The organism is Urbifossiella limnaea (genome assembly GCF_007747215.1).
Lineage (GTDB): Bacteria > Planctomycetota > Planctomycetia > Gemmatales > Gemmataceae > Urbifossiella > Urbifossiella limnaea.
The window spans coordinates 1,638,947-1,658,712 of the sequence record NZ_CP036273.1 but is presented as its reverse complement, the minus strand read 5'-3'; the positions used below and the strand labels follow the sequence as shown (position 1 = coordinate 1,658,712).

Sequence of the window (19,766 nt, the reverse complement as noted above, 5' to 3'; positions counted from 1 at the left end):
GATCTCACGTTCGTTCGTCCAACCCACTCAATGCGTTCAGGAAGGGGTGCCCCCCGCGCGTGGAACCAATGAGGTCCGTGCGAAGGTGGCGGCCGGACGCCCTGTAGCGGTCGCGCCGGCGGATCGGGGGGCGGCCGGCGGCGCCGGCGGGTTGGGCGGTCACGGCGGCTCCGACGGGGGGCGATAAGAGGGGGGCGCTGGATGCGCATCCCGCGGGGGTCGCCCGCTCCAGGAGGCCTGGTATGTCTCTCCGTTCGGCCGCCGCGGCCGCCCTGTGTGCGGGGCTGCCGGCGGTGTCGCTCGCCCAGCCGCAACCGGCCCCCCAACCGGTCCAGTGGGTCCGCGCCAGTTCCCCGGCCGCGGCCGCCCCGTACGCGCCGCCGGTCCTCCACGTCGAGCGCGCGGCCCCCGCCGGCGCTGTGACCCCGGCGTCGGCGGTGGTCCGCGCCGACCCGCCGAAGACGCTGCCGAACATCCCGCCGGTGCCGGCGGCGCAGCCGACCCGCGTGGCGCCCGCCCCGACACCCGCCCCGGCGGCGCAGCCGCCCGCCCGGCTGCCGGCACACGTGGACGTACCCGCGAAGCCGACGCCCGCCGCCGCCGCTGCGCCGGCCGCGCCAACGTTCTACCCGATTACCGGGTGCCCGACCGCGTGCCCGGAGCCGTGCGGCCCGGCCGGCGACGTGTGGGGTCGGTTCGAGTGGCTGTACTGGGCCGGCTCCGGGCAGTCGCTGCCGCCGCTCGTCACGGTGGCGCCGCCCGGCACGCCGCGGGCCGCGGCCGGCGTCCTCGGCCAGCCGACGACGCTCACGCAGTTCGGCGGCGGCCGGGCCAACAACGACTTCCGCGACGGCTTCCGGTTCACCGGCGGGTGGTGGCACAACGACGACCGCACCCTCGGCTTCGAGGGCGATTTCTTCTTCCTGTCGCGCAGCCGTGAAGGGGTCGCGACCTCGTCCGACGGCTCGGCCGTGATCGCCCGGCCGTTCTTCGACGCCGCCGCCGGCGTGCCGGCGGCGCAGCTGGTGTCGTTCCCCGGCGTGGTGGCCGGGTCGGCCACCGCGGACGCCACGAGCCAGGTGATCGGCGGCGGCATCAGCGGCCTGAGCAACCTGTGCTGCGACCCGTGCGGCCGGGTGGACCTGGTGGTCGGCTTCCGCTACCTGCACGTCGGCGACGAGGTGACCGTGACCGAGAACCTGACCGCGCTGGGGATCGCTAGCCGGGTGACGCCGGGGACGACGTTCGTGGTGAACGACAGGTTCGCCACGTCGAACGACTTCTACGGCGGCGTGATCGGCGTGTCCGGCGAGCGGCGGTACGGGTCGTTCTTCGTCGGCGGGAAGCTGTCGGTGGCGCTCGGCGGCGTGGTGCAGACCACGACCATCGACGGCAGCACGGTCATCGGCGGAGTGGCGCAGACGGGCGGGCTGCTGACGCAACCGTCGAACATCGGCCGGTACCAGCGCAGCGCGTTCGCGGTAGTCCCGGAGGTGGGCCTGCGGGCCGGGTTCCAGGTGACGGAATCGGCGCGGGTGTATGGCGGGTACAACTTCCTGTACCTGAGTAACGTGGCCCGCGCCGGCGACCAGATCGACCCAGCGGTGAACCCGCTGCTGCTGCCGCCGCGTGCCAGCGTCGTCGGCCCGGCCGTCCCCGCCTTCCCCGACCGCACCACCGACTTCTGGCTCCAGGGCGTCAGTCTGGGGGTAGAACTGCGGTTTTAGCGCCGGCTCAAAATCGTCCTATCGCTTATTATGCAGTTATCCGTGAAAAGTCGTGCGATCTTCAACACAAAAAAGTGGACATGAGGTTAGCGGTGAGCTTTTTTGTACGCCCGTTCATACTCGGCCGGTGACTCGAACCCCAGGGAGGAGTGACGGCGGACGCGGTTCTAGAACACCTCCAGGTACTCGAAGATCACCGCCCGCGCCTGGCCGCGAGTGGCGAACACCTCGGCCCCCAACTCGCACTTCAGCCGGCCGAAGAGGCTCGCGACCGGGGCGTTATTCCAGCACTGGCCGACCCCGCTCATGCTGCACACGATCCCTTCTGCGGCCAGCACCCGCTGGTGGTGGTCGCTGGCGTACTGGCTGCCCCGGTCCGAGTGCGCCAACAGCCCCGCACCCGGACGCCGGCGGGGTGAAGTCGGCGGTGCGGTTGTGGTCGTCGGTGGGCACGGGCGGTTCCCTGCGGCGTGACGTGCCCCCGATCATACCCACCGGCCCGACGGCGGGCCACGCTCTCGACCTGATGTGAGCGAAGCGGAGTCGGCGCTCGTCGAAACGGTTGCATCACGAGTCCAGAGCCCCGATACCGGAGATCGATCACTCTTCCACAATCGGCTTCGCTGCTCGACTTCGACTTCTACGAGCCGTTGCCGGTTCGGGTCGTGGTGTCCGACGCCCCGCTCACCTCCGACGCCGGCCTGCTGCCCCTGCGTCAGTTCGATGACCACATCGGCCTGACCGCGCAGTTCGCGGGCGCGCTGCACGACCCACGCGATCCTGACCGCATCGACCACACCGTCCCGGAGATGGTCCGGTCCCGCGTCTTCGGCATCCTCGCCGGCTACGCGGACCAGGACGACCACGACACCCTTCGCACCGACCCCGTCTTCAAGCTGATCGCCGACCGCTCGCCGACCGACGCGGACCTCGCCAGCCAACCGACGCTGTCCCGGTTCGAGAACATGATCGACATCCCGTCCCTGTTCCGCCTCCGCGACGTGCTCATCGACCAGCTCATCGGCTCCTTCGCGCAACCGCCCTTCACGTTGACCTTCGACCTCGACGCCGTGGACGACCCGACCCACGGGTCGCAGCAACTGACGCTGCTCCACGCCTTCTACGAGCAGTATCAGTACCTGCCGCTGGTCATCACCTGTGCCGAGAACGACGCGATCGTGGTGCTCAGTTTGCGCCACGGCACAGCAGCGGCTTCACTCGGTGCCGACAACGATCTGGAATACTTGGTGACGAGGCTTCGCGCGGTCTGGCCGAACGTGCGGATTCGCGTGCGTGGCGACGGCGGGTTCGGCAACCCGACCATGTACGAGGTGAGCGAGCGGTTGGACGTGATCTACACCTACGGGCTCTCGACCAACCCAGTGTTGCAGCGGGAGAGCGACGCATTGCTGGCCGAAGCGGTGCGGCTCTGGGACGTGACGCACGGACCGCAGCGGCTGTTCGCGGGCTTCTGGTATCAAGCCGGAACGTGGACCGCGCCACGCTGGGTGGTGGTGAAGGCGGAGGCGAATGCACAGGGAACGAACCGGCGATTCGTGACCACGAACCGACCCGGCGCGCAGGCGTACCCGGAAGCGACGTACGACGAGTACGCGATGCGCGGGGAGAGCGAGAACCGCAATAAGGAGTTCAAGTGCGGGATGGCGATGGATCGGCTGAGCGACCACCGGTTCATGGCCAACTACCTCCGGCTCTACCTTCACGCGGCGGCGTTGAACCTCTCGGTGCGGTTGCGTCGTGAGATCGCCGACCCGCCGCCGGCACCCGCCGGGGACGTGCCCGTGGTCGCGTTACCGGAGCCGGCCCGGAAGCGATACCGGAACGCCCGCCGTCGCCGCGACCCGCTGGGCGAGGGTCAGCCGGCGACGTGGCGCTTGCTGCTCATCAAGGTGGCGGCCTCGGTTGTGGTCAGTTGTCGCCGCATCGTGGTGCGGCTCAGCGGCAGTTGGCCCCATCAGCAGTTCTTCGAGCGGGTTGCTCAGCACGTCGCTCGGCGTCCGGCCTTGCCTCACTTCTGGTCCGGATGAAGCCCGAACAACCCGAAAAGCCAGATGGGGGTAAGGGGGCGGTGCGCCGTCACGGGCTACCAACTGCCGTTCCGGGTGCAGGTTGGCCAGGTGCGACGATTGGAACACCGCGACGAGGCCGATGGTGAATAATCCCCGCTAGTCGACTCGCCACCCGACGGCTTGGCGGCCGAACCCGTGAGGCGCGGGGGTTGCCACCGAGCGGCCGATCGTCCTGGCTCCGCTCCGCCGTGTCCCGGGTCGAGGAGAGCGGCGCGAGGCAGGGCACCGGTCGATCGCCGAATATCGGCGTCAGCCGGTCGGCGTGTGCGGCAACGCTGACGACAGTTGATCGTCGACGGGGTTGTGGAAGTTGTGAAGTGTCGACGGGCCGCGCCCCCGCCCTCACGCCCAGGCCCTCCCACCCAGGCCCTACCCCACTCTCGACCGCGACCGATCTTCCGGCCGTTGCTTCGCCGGGAGCGCCGCCGAACGGCACGCCAAAACCATTTCCGGAGTGCCTCCCCACCTGGGCGGTGTCACCCGTGCCGTGTGCGCTCAGTCGCCGGCGCACGGCCGCTGTGTGCATTCTGGCGATTTTCGGAGTGACAGGCGAAGCGGTCGAGGACACCCGGCCCATTTCGTCCTATTCTCGTATCGGTTTTCGCTTCTGACATTGTTTCGCGGTGTCGGGCATGTTTTCATCGGCATGGTTTGGCGTGCGGTGGGCGTGTCGACCGTACTCCACCCGGCTTCGCCGGATGACCGCCCGAGGCGGTGCCGACACCCGCCTGCCCGCCGCCGAAGACCGAGAGCACGACGCGGCCTCGGCCGAATGTCACAGGGTTGCCCATGACCTTTTACGCCCACTCCGCCCGGGACGCGGCCGGCCGTCCGGACCCGGCCCTGTTCCAGTCCCTCGCCGAACACTTGCGGGGCGTGGCCGCGGCGGCACGGCCGCGGGCGGCTACCGCATACGCGCGGACCGCCGACCGACCGCCCTGCTCCCACGCCGGGCCGCGCCGCCGTGCGAACGCGACGGCGATTCGCGCCGACCCGTGCAGACGGTGAGCAAGTCGCCGCCAACCTGGTAGTCGAAGTAAAGCGTATAGGGCACTTTTCAGGCTCTTTCACAACTCCCTGTTTGTCCCCGGTTGTCAAGGCGATTCGGGGGTATTGTCCGTGCCTGATAGGATTCTTGGCGTGGCGCCCACAACCCTGGAATCGTGCTGGAGGGACTATTCCGATGTGCTGGGCCGGTCACGGGGGTTGATGCGCCCCATTGAAGGGGTGTTCGGCCCACCTGACTGGAGGGTCACCGACGGGAGTTCACCAAAGAGCCGGCGGTAGCGGCCCGCGAACTGCCCGAGCTGGCAAAACCCGAACCGCCTAGCGACCGCCCCCACCCCGGCACCAGGGGAGTCGCCGAGAGCCGTCCGGACGGCGTTCAGTCGCAGCGACTGGTAGTACGCCATCGGCCCGAGTCCGAACCGCTCACGAAACGTCAGGCGGAGGGTCCGGGTGCTGACCCCCAGTTCCGCGGCGATCGCGACCTCCCCCAGGGGAACGCCGAAGTTCGCCCGCATCATCTCTTCCGCCCTCCGGGCCACTGCCGCCCGCGCGGCCAGCGTTAGGTCTGCGCGCCGGGTCGTTGTTGGGAACAAGGCTTCGACCGCGGCCAGCAAACACTCCTGCCCACGAATTCCGGCCGCATCCGAGCCATGCGTCGAGTTTGACCCGGACCTGATGTATCGGCAGAGACGCGCCTCAAGGCCATCGAACGTGGTCGGCGATGGGCGGGCCGTATACCAGCCCACCGATCCCGGTTCACTTCCCGTCACCGCTCGCGCGGCCGCCCGAAAGTCCTCCTCACCGACCACCATGTAAAGTTGCACCGAACGCCGCGTGGCGTGGTGATCCACCCCCACGTCCGAGCCGCGTACGACGACGTGTCCGGGGTCGAGCCGCCGGTGCTGCCAGAGGGAGCCGGACGACTCGGGGAGGACGAGTGAGATCGTCACCACCCCGGGACCGTCGCGCCCGCGGACCCGGATCGCCTGACTGGAGGCCGCGCGGAAGGCTCGCACTCCACCGCCGGCGGCCGCGGCGAGGGTGCCGTCGAACGCCCCCAGGGTAAGCTGCTCCAGCGTCCCGTCCCAGTGCTCGAACACCTGCAACAACTGCTCGAACCGGGTGAGCCGCCGGCCGAGCGGTGAGAGTCGGGTCCGGCTTCCGGGCAACGCACCAGTCATCACGCACCCCCGGGAACTGGAGCCTCCGGGCGGCTTTGCCACTTCGAGATAGTCGTTCATTTTACCGACTCGACCGGTGTGCCGGCCATTACCCTGACGTGTGTGTCCCGATCGCCCGACAGCCGGAGCCGACGCCACGAACCTCTGCGCGCTCTCCACCGTGACCGTCGCCGTCGCCGGGTGTGCGCTCGGGTACGGGCATCGCGGCCGTTCAACCCGACCCGCACGTGGTCAGAACAACGCCGTACCAACACAGTCGGAGGGCTCGGCTCTCCCCTTCCCCGCCACCCCGTCGGCGAGCGTGGCCGGGGAGTCGGTGCGGGACTCGAAGATGACCCGGCGGTAGGAGCCGGACCGGCACAAGCCCGGCGCCCCGAAGTCCGATCCGACGCCCGCTGAAGTCGGGCTTTCCCGCGCGAACGCGGCATCGAGCTTGAACCCGACTCACCAACTGGAGACTCGACTGTGCGACGCATCCTCCTCGCCGGTCTGGCGGCCGGTCTCGTGACTCTCGGTCTGGTAGGCGGACTCGGGTTCGGGCTCACGCCCCGCCCCGCGGCCGAGGCGCAGCCAGCCAAGGGCGACGACGCGAAGGCCTCCCCGGACGAGGCCGCCGTGCACAAGGCGCTCGAGGAGTTCGTTGCCGCGTTCAACGCCGGCGACGCGAAGCAACTCTCCGCGACCTTGACCGAGAACGCCGAGTACATCGACGACCAGAGCAACCGCGTCGAGCGGCGGGCGGCGATCGCCGAGATGCTGGGCAAGTACTTCGCGGCGAACAAGGGCGCGAAGCTCCAGATCACGCCGGACGGTGCCCGCACCGTAGCCCCGGGCGTCGTCGTCGAGGACGGCGAGTCGGTCATCACCGTCCCGGACAAGAAGACGCAGTCCGTCCGGAAGTTCACGCTCGTCTACGCGAAGGACGGCGGTGCCTGGAAGATCGCCAGCGTCCGCGAGTACCCCGAGGAGCCCGAGGTGATCACGGCCGGGGAGCGGTTGCAGGAACTCGCGTGGTTCGTCGGCGAGTGGGTAGACGAGGGCGGGGATTCGCTGGTCACCAACGTGGTCCGGTTCTCGCCCGACAAGACGCACCTGATCCGCGAGTACGCCGTCAAGCAGGAGGGCGAAGAACTCCTCAAGGGGATGCAGTGGATCGGCGTGGACCCGCTCACCGGGAACATCAAGGCCTGGTCGTTCGACACGGCCGGCGGGCGGAGCGAGAGCACCTGGGCGAAGACCGGTAACGACTGGCTGGTGCGGTCTACCGGCGTCACCTCCGACGGGGACGAGTCGGGGGCCACGTACATCTTCAAGCTGCTCGGCAGGGACCGCATCGAACTGCGGGTGAGGGACAAGGTGGTGGGCGGCACGGTCGAGGCGGACTCGACCGCGATCATGGTCCGCAAAGCCCCGAGCCCGAAGAAGTAACCCAACCCCCTTACCGAGGAGGACCGAGCATGCGACGTGTGTTCGCCGTCCCGCTCCTGGTCGGAGCGTGTTTCCTGGTGGGGTTGGGTGGCCCCGAGCCGGCCTCGGGCCAGCCGAAGGGCGGCAAGGCCGCCGGCGCGGCCAGACAGGCGGCCCCCGCCCGACCGCCCGCCAAACGCCCCGCCCCTCAACCGCCCGCCCGACCGACGCCCCAACCCGGCGCGGCGCGGCCGGCCCCGCGGCCGAGCACGCCGACACCCAGTCGGCCCCAGGCGAAACCACAACCCAAACAGGCCCTTCAGCCCTCGCGGCCCGCAATCGGCCAGAGGCCGAACCTTCCGGGCGCGGGGGGCGGGGGCGCGGTCAACCTCCCCTCCCTGCCCACCACGCCCAGGCCCGTGACTCCGTCGATCAGGCCAGGCGGGGGCGGAGCCGGGCCGCAAGTGAACCGGCCGACCGCCCTGCCGGGCGGGCTCGGCGGCGCGAGCAAGCTACCACCGAATCCGGGCCTGACCGCAGTCAACCGACCGGGGAGTAACTCGAACAACCGGCCCAGCGTCTTGCCGGCCGCACCGGACCTCCCCAACAACCGGCCGGGCATCAACCTCCCCAACCGGCCGGAGGCCAAGCCGAACTTGCCGTCCATCGGCGAGCGGCCGAACCTCCCCGGTGGCCCCGACCGGCCGAACGCCAGCTGGCCGAGCCGGCCAGACACCCTGCCCGCGCGCCCGGGCGGCACACCCGACCCCAAGCTCCCGAACCTTCCCCAGCGCCCCGACCGACCGGGCGTCTCGTGGCCGAACCGCCCGGGTCCGGGCGGCAGACCGGACCTTCCCGGCGGTGACCGCCCCGTCATCACCAACCGCCCCGGCATCAGCGTGGACGGAAAGCACAACACGGTCGTCAACAACGAGCTCACCTCCAACAGGACGGTGGTGAACCAGATCAACCAGAGCAACAACTACTACGGCGGCAACACGAACGTGGTCGCCGGCGGGTCGCGGGTCGGTACCGCGATCCACGACTACCACGGGGCGTGGCACAACAACTACTCGTACTGGCAGCGGTCGTACCACCCGTGGTACCACGGGGCGTGGAACGGGAACTCGTTCCGCAACTCGTGGGGCATCGGGGCACCGGCCGTCGGCTTCGGGGTGACCGCCTGGGGGTTGAACAGCCTCGCGTACTCGTTCGGGTACTCTCCGTACGTCAACCCGTTCTACGTCGCCCCGGCGCCGACCGTGATCGTCGTGCCGGCGCTTAACTACTCGCAGCCGGTGATCAACGTCGTCCAGGCGCTGCCCGATAGTGGGGCGGAGCCGCCGCCGATGCCCGAGACCGCGGCGCAGGCGTTCGACGTGGCGCTGGCCGAGTTCAAGAAGGGGAACCACCGGACGGCGCTGGACAAGACCGAGCAAGCCCTGAAGGACTTCCCGAACGACCCGGCCATGCACCAGTTCCGGGCGCTCTGCCTGTTCGCCCTCGGCGACTACCAGCAGGCGTCGGCGGCGATCCACGCCCTCCTCGCCAGCGGGCCGGGCTGGGACTGGACGACCATGAGTTCGCTCTACCCCGACACCGACACCTACTCGAACCAACTCGGCGCACTGGAGAAGGCGGCGACAACCAAGCCCAACGACCCGGCCCTGTGGTTTCTCCTCGCGTACCACTACACGACCGTCGGGCAGGACGAGCCGGCCCGCGACGCACTCGCCCGGGCGCGCACGCTTCTCCCGACCGACCCGGTCGTGTCGCAACTGGCGCAGGCGGCCGGCGTGCCAGCCGTGAACGTCGAGCCGAAGGAGCCGCGGCCGCAGCCGCCCGCCGACATCCAACTCGACCTGGCCGGCGACTGGTCGGCCGCCCGGCCCGACGGCGGGAAGATCGGGCTGGCGCTGAAGGCCGACGGGGCGTTCACGTGGACCGTGCAGGACAAGGCCGGGAAGAGGGATTCGTTCGACGGGACGTTCACGCTGGAGGACAGCGTCCTGATCCTGGAGCGGAAGTCTGGGGGCGCGCTCATGGGTCGCGTGACGGCGCTGGCCGACAACAGGTTCCTCTTCAGGCTGATCGGCGGCGGGGACGCCGACCCCGGCCTGACGTTCGCGAAGTGACAACGTGAGCTGGTATCGCGGTGAGCGATCCTCGGGTACGGGTTCCCCCGCCGTTCCGACTTCGCGTCCTCGGACCGGCGCGGCAGCTTCGCCGCGCCCCGTCGCACACGGTCGGTCGTCACCAGACGGATTCGACGACGTGGGCGGGCTGTCGTTTCAGTCGTCCCTCAACCCGTTCCAGGATCGCATCATGTACGGCATCGGTACGAGATCGCTGGCCGAACTCTTCGGCACCTTCTGGCTGGTCTTCGGCGGATGCGGCAGCGCGGTGCTGGCCGCGAAGTTCATCACGCCCGAGGCGAACACTCCGATCAACATCGGGATCGGGCTGGTCGGAGTGTCGCTCGCGTTCGGCCTGACGGTGCTGACGATGGCGTACGCCATCGGGCACATCTCCGGCTGTCACCTGAACCCCGCGGTAAGTGTGGGCCTGACCGTCGCGGGGCGGTTCAAGGCCGCGGAACTGGCCTACTACGTTCTCGCGCAGGTGGCCGGCGGGGCCGCCGGGGCGGGGGTGCTCTACGTGATCGCGGCGGGGAAACCGGGGTTCGCCATCGACACCACCGCGGCCGGGGCGTTCGCCACCAACGGATACGGGGCCTTCTCTCCCGGCGGCTATTCGCTGGTCTCGTGTGCGGTGGCGGAGGTGGTGCTGACCGGGTTCTTCCTGCTCATCATCCTCGGCGCGACCGACAAGAAGGCCCCGGCCGGCTTCGCCCCAATCGCGATCGGGTTGGGGCTGGCGCTCATCCACCTGATCGGGATTCCGGTCACCAACCTGTCGGTCAACCCGGCCCGGAGCACCGGCCCGGCTCTGCTTGTCGGCGACACACCGCTGACGCAACTCTGGCTGTTCTGGGTCGCTCCGATCGCCGGGGCGGCACTGGGTGCCGGTGCCTACCGGCTCCTCTCGAAGGAATCACCTCCGGCGGTTTGACGACTTCTCGCCAGCCCGACGATCGGCACGGAGGCCGGACCCGAGGAGGTCGCAGTGACTACCAAGCCGGCCTCGAACCCGAAGCCAGTTCTTCGCCCGCGAGGGCGGAGGCTGGTCGTGTACGTTGTCGTCGCGATCCTGCTGATCGCGCTGGTTGCGTGCGTGTGGATCACGATTTCCCTCCTCCGCCCGCCGCCGCCGCGCACGTACCAGATTCAACTGACCTCAGACACCGGCCCGAGGCGCGTCTTTCTGGCGGAACAAGTCCGGGCGGAGGGCAGTCGTCACCAACTCGATGTCGTCCTGACCGCAAAGCGGTACGGTGCCCTGGAGGCACTGGCGGAGGTGGACACCCCGAACGAGTTCAAGTTCGCCCTCGTCGCCGGCGGCGTCACGGCCCGCGAGTACCCGAACGTGCGGATGGTGACCGCACTGGCGAAGGAACCACTCCACGTGCTGGTCCGGCCCGACCTCGCCGACAAGGGGTTTGCCGCCTTGCGGGGCAAGCGCATCTTCCTCGGCCCGTCCACGACCGCCTCTCACCATGTGGCCCGTGAGGTTCTGGCGTTCGTCGGCCTCAGGCCCGCCGCCGAGACCGGGACCGGCGGGTACATCATCGATTCGACCCCGCCCGAAGAAGCCGCCCGCGAGTTGAATCGGATCGAGTCACTCAAGGAACCGGAACGGAGCCAGGCTCTCGCACGGCTCCCCGACGCCGCGGTGTTTCTCGCGCCTCCCCCTTCGCCGCTCGCCAAGCGACTGGTCCGGGGGCACGGCTACCAGTTGCTCCCGCTGCCGTTCGCCGACGCGTTCCTCCTCGACCGCCTGAACCCGCCGAACGCCGAGGGCGTTCGCATTGATCGCACCCTGCTGACGCCGGGCGTCATCCCCGCCTACACCTACGGCATCGAACCGCCTGTCCCCGCGAAGGACTGCCCGACAATCGACGTGCCGCTGCTTCTGGTCGCCCAGGACGACGCCGACCCCGAGGCGGTTTCTCTACTCCTACAGACCATTCACGACAGTCCGTTGACGACCGCGATCCGCCCGCAACCGCTGAGCGAACAGGTTCACCCGTTCCCGCTCCACCCCGGGACGGAGCGCTACCTGCACCGCAACGATCCCTTGCTGACCCCCGATGTCACCGCGAAGTTCGAGAAGATTGCCGGGGGGATCGGTGCGTTCGGTTCAGGTTTGCTCGCGCTCTACACTTTCACGCGGCTGCGAAAGCTCAACCGCTTCGAAGCCTATTACCGCGAAATCGGTCGCATCGAGTTGATCGCCCGCGGCCTCGAACTGGACCCGGTCGCCCCCACGGAACCGGCCGCCCTTCGGCCGCACCTGGAGACCCGACTCTCCGACCTGAAATGTCGAGTCCTCGCGGACTTCGCCGAGGGTGGGCTGAAGGGCGAGGGCCTCGTGGCGGGCATCATCGCCCTCATCAACGACACGCGCGAGTCGCTGGCACGAACGCTGCCGGAGGGGAGTCCTTCCCCCGGGCTGACGGGTTGAACCGTTCCGACGGTCCAGGAGTGCGATGCTCGCAGGCGGCCTGTTACTCGGACTGCTGGGACCAGACCGTCGTGGACGTACCGTCCTCGCATACTCCTCGAAGCGGGTGAGGCGCCGGTCGGGTGGCGGGGAAGGTGTTTGGCCGGGGGCCGACGGTCCGGTCATCGCGAAGCGTTGGGACTGGGGCTGCCAGGGCGGCTTTGCCACTTCGAGATAGTCGTTCATTTCGCGCACTCGACCGGTGCGCCGGCCATTACCCTGAGTGTGTATCTCGATCGCCCGACAGCCGGAGCCGCCATGAACCTCCGCACTCTGGTTGCCGTGACCGCCGCCGCCGTGGGGTGCGCGCTCGGGTACGGGCTGACCGGCCTCGCCACCCGACCCGCGCTGGGACAGGAGAAGGCCGCCCCGCCGAAGGCCGACGGCTCCGTCCTCCCGTTCCCGACCACGCCGTCGGCCAGCGTGGCCGGCGAGTCGATTCGGGACTCGAAGATGACGTGGCGGAAGGACCCGGAGCGGCTGAAGCCCGGCGCCCCGAACGTGGTCGTCGTGCTGATCGACGATGTCGGGTTCGGTCAGGCCGACACGTTCGGCGGCGAGTGCCACACCCCGAACCTGACGCGCCTCTGGAACTCCGGCATCGCGTTCAACACGTTCCACACCACGTCGATCTGCTCGCCGACGCGGGCCGCGCTCCTGACCGGCCGCAACCACCACCGCGTCGGGAACGGCACGATCGCCGAGCGGGCCTCCGACTTCGACGGGTACACCGGGGTCATCCCGCGGACGTCCGCGACCATTCCCGAGGTGCTGCACCACTACGGGTACCAGTCGGCGGCGTTCGGGAAGTGGCACAACACCCCGGCGAACCAGACGACCGCGATGGGGCCGTTCGACCGCTGGCCCACCGGCCACGGGTTCGACTACTTCTACGGCTTCCTCGCCGGCGAGACGTCGCAGTGGGAGCCGCGGCTGTACGAGAACACCACCCCCGTCGAGCCGCACGGCGCCCGCTACCACCTGACCGAGGACATGACCGACCGGGCGGTGGGCTGGATGCGGCGGCACCAGGCGTACGCCCCGGACAAGCCGTTCTTCCTGTACTTCGCGCCCGGGGCGGCGCACGGCCCGCACCACGTCTTCAAGGAGTGGGCCGACAAGTACAAGGGGAAGTTCGACGACGGGTGGGACGCGTACCGCGACCGGGTGTTCGCCCGGCAGAAGGCGATGGGCTGGGTCCCGGCCGACACCAAACTCACCGCCCGCGACGCGACCATGCCCGGGTGGGCCAGCATCCCCGAGGCCGAGCGGCCGTTCCAGCGGCGGCTGATGGAGGTGTTCGCCGGGTTCGTCGAGCACACCGACGCCCAGGTCGGCCGGCTCGTGGACGGGCTCGACCAGCTCGGCCTCCGGGAGAACACGGTCGTCCTGTACGTCTGGGGAGACAACGGGGCCAGCGCCGAGGGGCAGCGCGGCACGGTCAGCGAGCTCCTCGCGCAGAACAACGTCAGCAACACGATCGCCCAACAGCTCGCCGCGCTGGAGGAACTCGGCGGGCTCCCCGCCCTCGGCGGCCCGCGGCTCGACAGCATGTACCACGCCGGCTGGGCGTGGGCCGGCAGTACGCCGTTCCGGTCCACCAAGCTGGTCGCCGCCCACTTCGGCGGCACCCGCAACCCGATGGTGGTCTCCTGGCCGCGTGGGATCAAGCCTGACCGCACCCCGCGGGCGCAGTTCCACCACGTCAACGACATCGCGCCCACGCTGTACGACCTGATCGGAGTCCGCCCCCCGGCCGTGGTTTCCGGCTTCCCGCAGGACCCGATCGACGGGGTGAGCCTGGCGTACACGTTCGCCGACGCCCGCGCCCCGGGCCGGAAGCGGACGCAGTACTTCGAGAACAACGCCAGCCGGGGGGTGTACCACGACGGCTGGTTCGCCGGCACGTTCGGCCCGCTCATCCCGTGGGACACCGCCGGCTCGGCCGCGCGGCTCAACGAGTGGGACGCGGCCAAGGACACCTGGGAGCTGTACGACCTGTCGCGGGACTTCTCCCAGGCCGACGACCTCGCGGCGAAGGAGCCCGCGCGGCTGGCCCAGATGAAGGACCGGTTCCTGGCCGAGGCCCGCGCGAACAAGGCGCTCCCGATCGGCGGCGGGCTTTGGACCCGGTTCCGCCCGCAGGACCGGATCGCCAGCCCGTACCGGTCGTGGCGGTTCGACACCGCCACCACCCGCATGCCCGAGTTCACCGCCCCCGGCCTCGGCCGCCAGAGCAACCGGGTGACCGTGGACGTCGAGGTCGGGAACGAGGCGTCGGGCGTGCTGTACGCGCTCGGCGGGGCGTCCGGCGGCGTGGCCGTGTACCTGGACCGGGGCCAGCTGGTGTACGACTACAACATGCTCGTCATCGAGCAGACGACCGCCCGCAGTCGGGACCGCATCGCCGCCGGCAAGCACACGATCGAGGTGACCGAGACCATCCCCCGGCCCGGCGGCCCGGCCGAGGTCGTGCTCTCGGTGGACGGCCGGGAGGTGGCGAAGGCGACGGTGAAGCGAACGGTGCCGGCGGCGTTCACGGCCAGCGAGACGTTCGACGTGGGTGTCGATCTCGGCTCGCCCGTGTCGCGGGGCTACTACGACCGCGCCCCGTTCCGGTTCGGCGGCAAGATCGACCGCATGACCGTGACGCTGCGGTGAGCCGGGAGTCCGAGCGCCGGGGTCATTGTTCGCCGATCGCCTTCCCGCTCTTGCGACGGCAAGCGGAGCGGGATCACACTACATCACTGCCACCCGGGGACCAACATGCTGAAGCGCCCCAACCTCGTCGCGGGGGCGCTCGTCGCCCTCGTGGCCACGCTCGGGTGGGCGGTCGGGACCGACCGCGTCAGCCTGCGGTTCGCCCGAGCCGCCGCTGCCGCCGCGCTCACCGAACAACCCGTCGCGGTGCCGCCTCGCGCGCCGGCGGTCCGTCCCGGCTCAGCCGCTAACTCGGTCGCTCTCCACAACCAGCAGGTGGCGGCTGTCGCTCAGAAGGACGGGAAGCAGCCGAACATCGTGGTCATCTTGGCCGACGACCTCGGGAACGCCGACCTCGGGTACCGGGGCAGCCGCATCCGCACGCCGCACATCGACGCCCTCGCCAAGGGCGGCGTGCGCCTCGAGTCCTACTACGGGCTACCGGTCTGCACCCCGGCGCGGGCGGCACTACTGACCGGCCGCTACCCGATGCGGCACGGCCTGCAAACGCTCGTCATCTTCCCGAGCCACCGGTACGGCCTCCCGACCGACGAGCGGACGCTCCCGCTCGCCCTCCGCGAGGCCGGGTACAAGACGTACATGGTCGGGAAGTGGCACCTCGGCCACGCCGACCGGAAGTTCTGGCCCCAGAGCCGCGGGTTCGACCACTTCTACGGGAACGTGATGGGCGAGGTGGACTACTTCACCCGCGACCGCGGCGGGGTGGTGGACTGGCAGCGGAACGGCACGTTCCTGCGGGAGGAGGGGTACTACACGAACCTGATCGGCAACGAGGCGGTCGATCTGATCCGCCGGCACGACACGTCGAAGCCGATGTTCCTCTACTTCGCGTCACTCGCGGCCCACGCCCCGTACCAGGCGCCTAAGGAGGACATCGACGCCTACCGCGACGTGTTCCCGGACGAGCAGCACCGGACCTACGCCGCCATGATTACCGGCCTCGACGCCCAGGTCGGGCGGGTGGTCGCCGAACTGGAGCGGCGGGGGATGCGCGAGAACACGCTGATCTTCTTCACCACCGACAACGGCGGGGCGACCAGCGCGCTGTTCGCCACCGGAGCCCGGTCCCCCGCCGAGCGCGAGGCGAGCGGCGGGGTGGCACTCGGGAACCTACCGCCCTGCTCGAACGGCCCGTTCCGCGGGGGCAAAGGGAGCCTGTACGAGGGCGGGGTGCGGCTCCCCGCGTTCTACAACTGGCCGGCGCGGTTGAAGCCGGCGGTGGTCAACGAACCGCTCCACCACGTGGACCTGATGCCCACCCTCCTGGCCCAAGCCGGCGGCCGCGGGAGCCCGGCCCACCCGTTCGACGGGCGGGACGCGACGGCGACCATCGCCGAGGGGCGGCCGTCCCCCCACGACGACATCCTCATCAATGTGGAGGCCTTCCGCGGGGCGATCCGCAAGGGGAAGTGGAAGCTCGTCAAGGTCGCCGTTCTCCCCGGCCGGACCGAACTGTACGACCTCTCGATCGACCCCGGCGAGAAGCAGAACGTCGCGGACCAGAACCCGGCGGTGGTGGCCGACCTCGAAGCGCGACTCGTGGCGTACGCGCGGCAGCAGAAGCCGAGCGAGTGGCTGCGGTCGCAGGTAGACTTCCTCGGCTTCCAGGGCGAGACGGTGCTGGACCCGGGGTACAACATCGACCGCGGGCTGCCGACGGAGGCACCCGCGCTCCCAAAGTAGTCACCCGGCCGCCGTCACGCCCCCGGTCCGCGTCACGAATTCACAGGGAAAGGTAGGCGAATCGACTTGATGACGCGCGGCTCGCGAGCGTTACTGTGCGAGCCGGTTAACGACCCCGAGACGCCCGAGAGTAGGCCCGCATGACCGCGACGACCGAGAAGCCGCCGACCCTTGCGTAGGAGTTGGCGGCCCTGGAACGGATGACGGCGACCGAGCTCCGCGACAAGCGCGCCGCCGTGTTCGGCGAGCCGGCGTCGTCCGGCAACCGGGCGTAGCCGTCGGCTAAAAGGTAACCCCAGCCGGTCGGACCGGCCGGGGTTCATTTCTACCGGGCGAACCGGCGTGTGAGGCGGATGCTCCCGCCCCACACGCCCAGGCCGAGCAGCCCGAGCAGGAACGCCACGAACGCCCACCACGACTGGAACGCCAGCCCCAGCATCCCGGCCACGACCGCCGCCCCGGTCGCGTGCAACTGGTTCAGCTTCTGACGCGCGCTCATCGCCCACCTCCCTCCGGTTCCGATTGTCGAATATCGCCGCCTACCGCGGCCGCGGCTTCCGCCCCGCGCCCGGCAGCGCCGGCGGGGGCGGCGGGACCACCGCGCCCTGCCCGTCGATCCCCGCAGCCTTCAGCCCGCGGGACCGCCGCTGGACCTCGGCGGCGGGGCCGTCCAACCCGTCCGCCTGCAACGCCGCCGCGAGCTTGTCCAGGCCGCCGGCCCGGCCGGCCGCGCCGGCCAGGAAGTCGGCCTCCAGCTCCTGCACCGCCCGGGCGGCCAGCAACACCTTCACCCGGTCGACCAACGGCCCCAGGATCGTCGCTAACATCACCTTTCTCCCCTCGTGTTGCCGGCCCCGGTCACGCCGGGGCCGTCGTGGAACGCGGCCCACCGTTCGGCCAGCTCGCGGCGGAGCTGGCTGACCCGGGCCGGGGTGACACCCAGCCGGGCCGCGGCCGCCCCCGTCCCCCACCCGGCCGCCAGCAGGTCCAGGGCGGCCCGCTTCGCCTCCGGCAGGCCACCGCGGAACCGCGGGAAGTCGACCCGGAAGGCGGCCTGGTCGGGGACCTTCACCCGCGGGTCGGCCGCGACCAACTCGGCCGCCACCGCCTCCCCAGGACGCCGGCGCCGATCCCGGTCGCGGTCGCCGAGCCGCTCGACCCGGACCCGGCCGCGGAGGCTGGCGAGCGGGGACAGGGCGTCGCGGAGCTTCTCGGCCCCGCACACCCGGCGGCCGCCCAGCGCCGCCTGGGCCGCGCGTCGGGCGATGGTGGTGACGAACGTCCCCGGCTCCTTCCCCCGCCGGAGGAGGGCGACGTAGCACCGCCACGCCAGGGCCACGGCCTCGGCCGCCAGTTCCTCGCGGGCGTCCGGGCACGGCACCCGGCGGGTGGCAAACCGGGCGACCGCCTGAACCCGCGGCAATGCGGCGGCGAACGCCTCCCCGGCCGCCGGCCCCGGTCGGGCCGCCGTCAGCGTGACGCACATGCTGTGTCTCCTACCTTTGATCACGAGCCGGTCGGCGACATGGCGGCCGGCGGGGCCGGATGCTGCTCGTCCCCAGAGATGCTGACAGCCGGAGGCGGCGGATTCAGGCCGACGAGGCGGGTTACCGGGCCGACTCACCTCACGCCGGAGCGGGGCATCGAACTCCGAGGCCAGACCGCTCCCCGCCAGGCCGTTCGTCGAATTCGGGTGTTTCGCACCCCGCGCACTGCACCGTCGGAGCCCGTTGACAGCTGTGCGGCGCCGTCGTGTCACGAACACGACGAACTCGACGAACTTCCGGCCCACGGAGCACCGGCGCCACCGCGTCACCGTCGTGCTGGCTACCACCCTGGTCGCCCGCGGCGCCGACACCCGCTCCCGCGCATCCCGCACGACCGCTACAGCTTGACCGACCGGCCTGAGCCGTCGAGCGATCTCCGTCAGGAGTGCCGGCGCCAGTCCCCCAGTCGGGGTACAAGACATAATCGGTCCGTTCGGCACGGTCGGTCCGGGTGGGGGTGGTCGATGAGGTGGCTCGCACTCGGCCTGCTCGCCGTCGTCGCCGGGGTAGGGCCCGGTCGGTCGGCGGGCACAGACCCTGGACAAGCCGACAGCTGCCCGACGGACCCCGTCGGCCGGTGGAACGAGGCCACCCTCCGGGCCGTCCGGGCCGAGCGTACGCCCCCGCCGGTCGCCGCCCGGAACCTCGCGGTCGTCCACCTCGCCGTCCACGACGCGGTCGCCGCCACCGTCGCGACCGTGGCACCCTTCCGCGTGCGGTACGTCGCCCGGGTGGACGCGGACCCGGCCGCCGCCGCGGGCGTCGCCGCCCACCGGGTGCTCGCCGAGTTGTACCCCGCCCGGGTTGCCGAGTTCGACGCCGCCCTCGACGCCACCCTCGACCCCGTCCCCGAGGGGCCGGCCAGGACCCGCGGGGTCGCCCTCGGGCAGGCCACGGCCGAGGCCGTTCTCCGGTGGCGGGCGGCGGACGGGGTGGTCGCCCGGCGGAGTGATTACCGGCCCCGACAGGGCCTGGGGCTGTGGCGGCCGACGCCGGATGGGTATCGCCCGCCGCTGCTGCCGGGGTGGGGCCGGGTGGCGGGCTTCGCCGTCGCCGACCCGGCCGCCTTCCGCCCGCCGCCGCCGCCCGCGGTCGGGACCCCGGAGTACGAGCGGGCGTACGCCGAGGTCGCCGCCCTCGGCCGGGCCGACAGCCCGACCCGCACGCGGGACCAAACGGAGGTCGCACACTTCTGGGCCGACGGGGACGGGACCGTCACCCCGCCCGGCCACTGGAACCGGATCGCGCAGGCGGTCGCGGCCGACCGGCGGCTGACGCTCGCGGACGCCGCCCGCCTGTTCGCCGTGCTGAACGCGGCGATGGCGGACGCGGCAGTGGTGTGCTGGGACTGCAAGTACCGGTTCGACGTGTGGCGGCCGGTGACCGCCGTCCGCGAGACCGACCCGGCCTGGTCGCCGCTCCTGCCGACCCCACCGTTCCCGGCGTACACGTCCGGGCACAGTTCGTTCAGCGGGGCGGCGGCCGCCGCCCTCGCCGCGTTCTTCGGGACCGACGAGGTGGCGTTTGCCACGACCTCGGACGGGCTGCCGCGGGTGACCCGGACGTTCCGCCGGCTCTCGGCGGCGGCCGAGGAGGCCGGGATGAGCCGCGTCTACGGCGGCATCCACTGGCAGTTCGACAACACCGCCGGGCTCCGGTGCGGCCGCGAGGTCGGGGTTGAGGTGGCCAGGCGGTTCGGGCTGCCGGCGCGGGGGCCGGGCGGGGCTGGCCTGCCGCCGCCCGTGGTCGAGGAGGTGCGCGGGGGTCGGTAGCCGGGGT

At 70.9% G+C, this 19,766-nt stretch carries 13 protein-coding genes and 1 pseudogene; 9 read left to right on the top strand and 5 right to left on the bottom strand.

Annotated elements, in window-relative coordinates:
* Positions 1 to 242 precede the first annotated feature (242 nt).
* The gene (locus tag ETAA1_RS06655; protein WP_145235422.1) at positions 243 to 1,727 is read left to right on the top strand and encodes a BBP7 family outer membrane beta-barrel protein; all 1,485 of its coding nucleotides are present in this window, start codon (positions 243 to 245) and stop codon (positions 1,725 to 1,727) included.
* Positions 1,728 to 1,813: 86 nt separating this feature from the next.
* Here ETAA1_RS06655 and ETAA1_RS06650 read toward each other — a convergent pair.
* Positions 1,814 to 2,140: pseudogene (locus ETAA1_RS06650) on the bottom strand (IS3 family transposase); the annotation flags it as partial.
* Positions 2,141 to 2,395: 255 nt separating this feature from the next.
* On the opposite strand from ETAA1_RS06650, the gene ETAA1_RS06645 reads away from it, so the two are divergent.
* Positions 2,396 to 3,775 (top strand): IS1380 family transposase, encoded by a 1,380-nt coding sequence (locus tag ETAA1_RS06645; RefSeq protein WP_202920705.1) that lies wholly within the window; start codon positions 2,396 to 2,398, stop codon positions 3,773 to 3,775.
* 1,217 nt (positions 3,776 to 4,992) lie between these two features.
* Here ETAA1_RS06645 and ETAA1_RS06640 read toward each other — a convergent pair.
* Entirely contained in the window at positions 4,993 to 6,066 is a 1,074-nt protein-coding gene (locus ETAA1_RS06640) for a helix-turn-helix domain-containing protein (protein WP_145235416.1), read from the bottom strand.
* A gap of 405 nt (positions 6,067 to 6,471) precedes the next feature.
* Between ETAA1_RS06640 and ETAA1_RS06635 the strand changes: the two genes are divergently transcribed.
* The 6 genes from ETAA1_RS06635 (at position 6,472) to ETAA1_RS06610 (ending at position 16,440) form a co-directional block, all read left to right on the top strand.
* A complete protein-coding gene (locus ETAA1_RS06635; protein ID WP_202920704.1) occupies positions 6,472 to 7,434 on the top strand; it encodes a YybH family protein in 963 nt (320 codons plus the stop codon).
* 443 nt (positions 7,435 to 7,877) lie between these two features.
* Positions 7,878 to 9,548, top strand: a complete 1,671-nt coding sequence (locus ETAA1_RS06630; protein ID WP_145235412.1) for a tetratricopeptide repeat protein — start codon at positions 7,878 to 7,880, stop codon at positions 9,546 to 9,548.
* Between the two features lie 190 nt (positions 9,549 to 9,738).
* A complete protein-coding gene (gene aqpZ / locus ETAA1_RS06625; RefSeq protein WP_145244591.1) occupies positions 9,739 to 10,485 on the top strand; it encodes an aquaporin Z in 747 nt (248 codons plus the stop codon).
* A gap of 117 nt (positions 10,486 to 10,602) precedes the next feature.
* Positions 10,603 to 11,997 (top strand): TAXI family TRAP transporter solute-binding subunit, encoded by a 1,395-nt coding sequence (locus ETAA1_RS06620; protein WP_145235411.1) that lies wholly within the window; start codon positions 10,603 to 10,605, stop codon positions 11,995 to 11,997.
* 297 nt (positions 11,998 to 12,294) lie between these two features.
* Positions 12,295 to 14,697 carry an arylsulfatase gene (locus ETAA1_RS06615; protein ID WP_145235409.1) on the top strand — a complete coding sequence of 801 codons (2,403 nt, stop codon included), beginning with the start codon at positions 12,295 to 12,297 and terminating at the stop codon, positions 14,695 to 14,697.
* Between the two features lie 105 nt (positions 14,698 to 14,802).
* Positions 14,803 to 16,440 (top strand): arylsulfatase B, encoded by a 1,638-nt coding sequence (locus ETAA1_RS06610; protein ID WP_145235407.1) that lies wholly within the window; start codon positions 14,803 to 14,805, stop codon positions 16,438 to 16,440.
* A 325-nt stretch (positions 16,441 to 16,765) separates the two neighbouring features.
* On the opposite strand, the gene ETAA1_RS31580 is transcribed toward ETAA1_RS06610, so the two are convergent.
* Genes ETAA1_RS31580 through ETAA1_RS31575 form a run of 3 tightly spaced genes read right to left on the bottom strand, consistent with a single transcriptional unit; the run spans position 16,766 to position 17,926 of the window.
* Positions 16,766 to 16,939, bottom strand: coding sequence for a hypothetical protein (locus ETAA1_RS31580; protein ID WP_202920702.1), 174 nt, complete (start codon positions 16,937 to 16,939; stop codon positions 16,766 to 16,768).
* Between the two features lie 40 nt (positions 16,940 to 16,979).
* The gene (locus ETAA1_RS33375) at positions 16,980 to 17,267 is read right to left on the bottom strand and encodes a hypothetical protein (protein WP_145235405.1); all 288 of its coding nucleotides are present in this window, start codon (positions 17,265 to 17,267) and stop codon (positions 16,980 to 16,982) included.
* Entirely contained in the window at positions 17,267 to 17,926 is a 660-nt protein-coding gene (locus ETAA1_RS31575; RefSeq protein ID WP_202920701.1) for a sigma factor, read from the bottom strand. Before ETAA1_RS31575 ends, ETAA1_RS33375 begins: the two co-directional genes overlap by 1 nt.
* 525 nt (positions 17,927 to 18,451) lie before the next feature.
* On the opposite strand from ETAA1_RS31575, the gene ETAA1_RS06595 reads away from it, so the two are divergent.
* Positions 18,452 to 19,759, top strand: coding sequence for a vanadium-dependent haloperoxidase (locus ETAA1_RS06595; protein ID WP_202920700.1), 1,308 nt, complete (start codon positions 18,452 to 18,454; stop codon positions 19,757 to 19,759).
* Positions 19,760 to 19,766 lie beyond the last annotated feature (7 nt).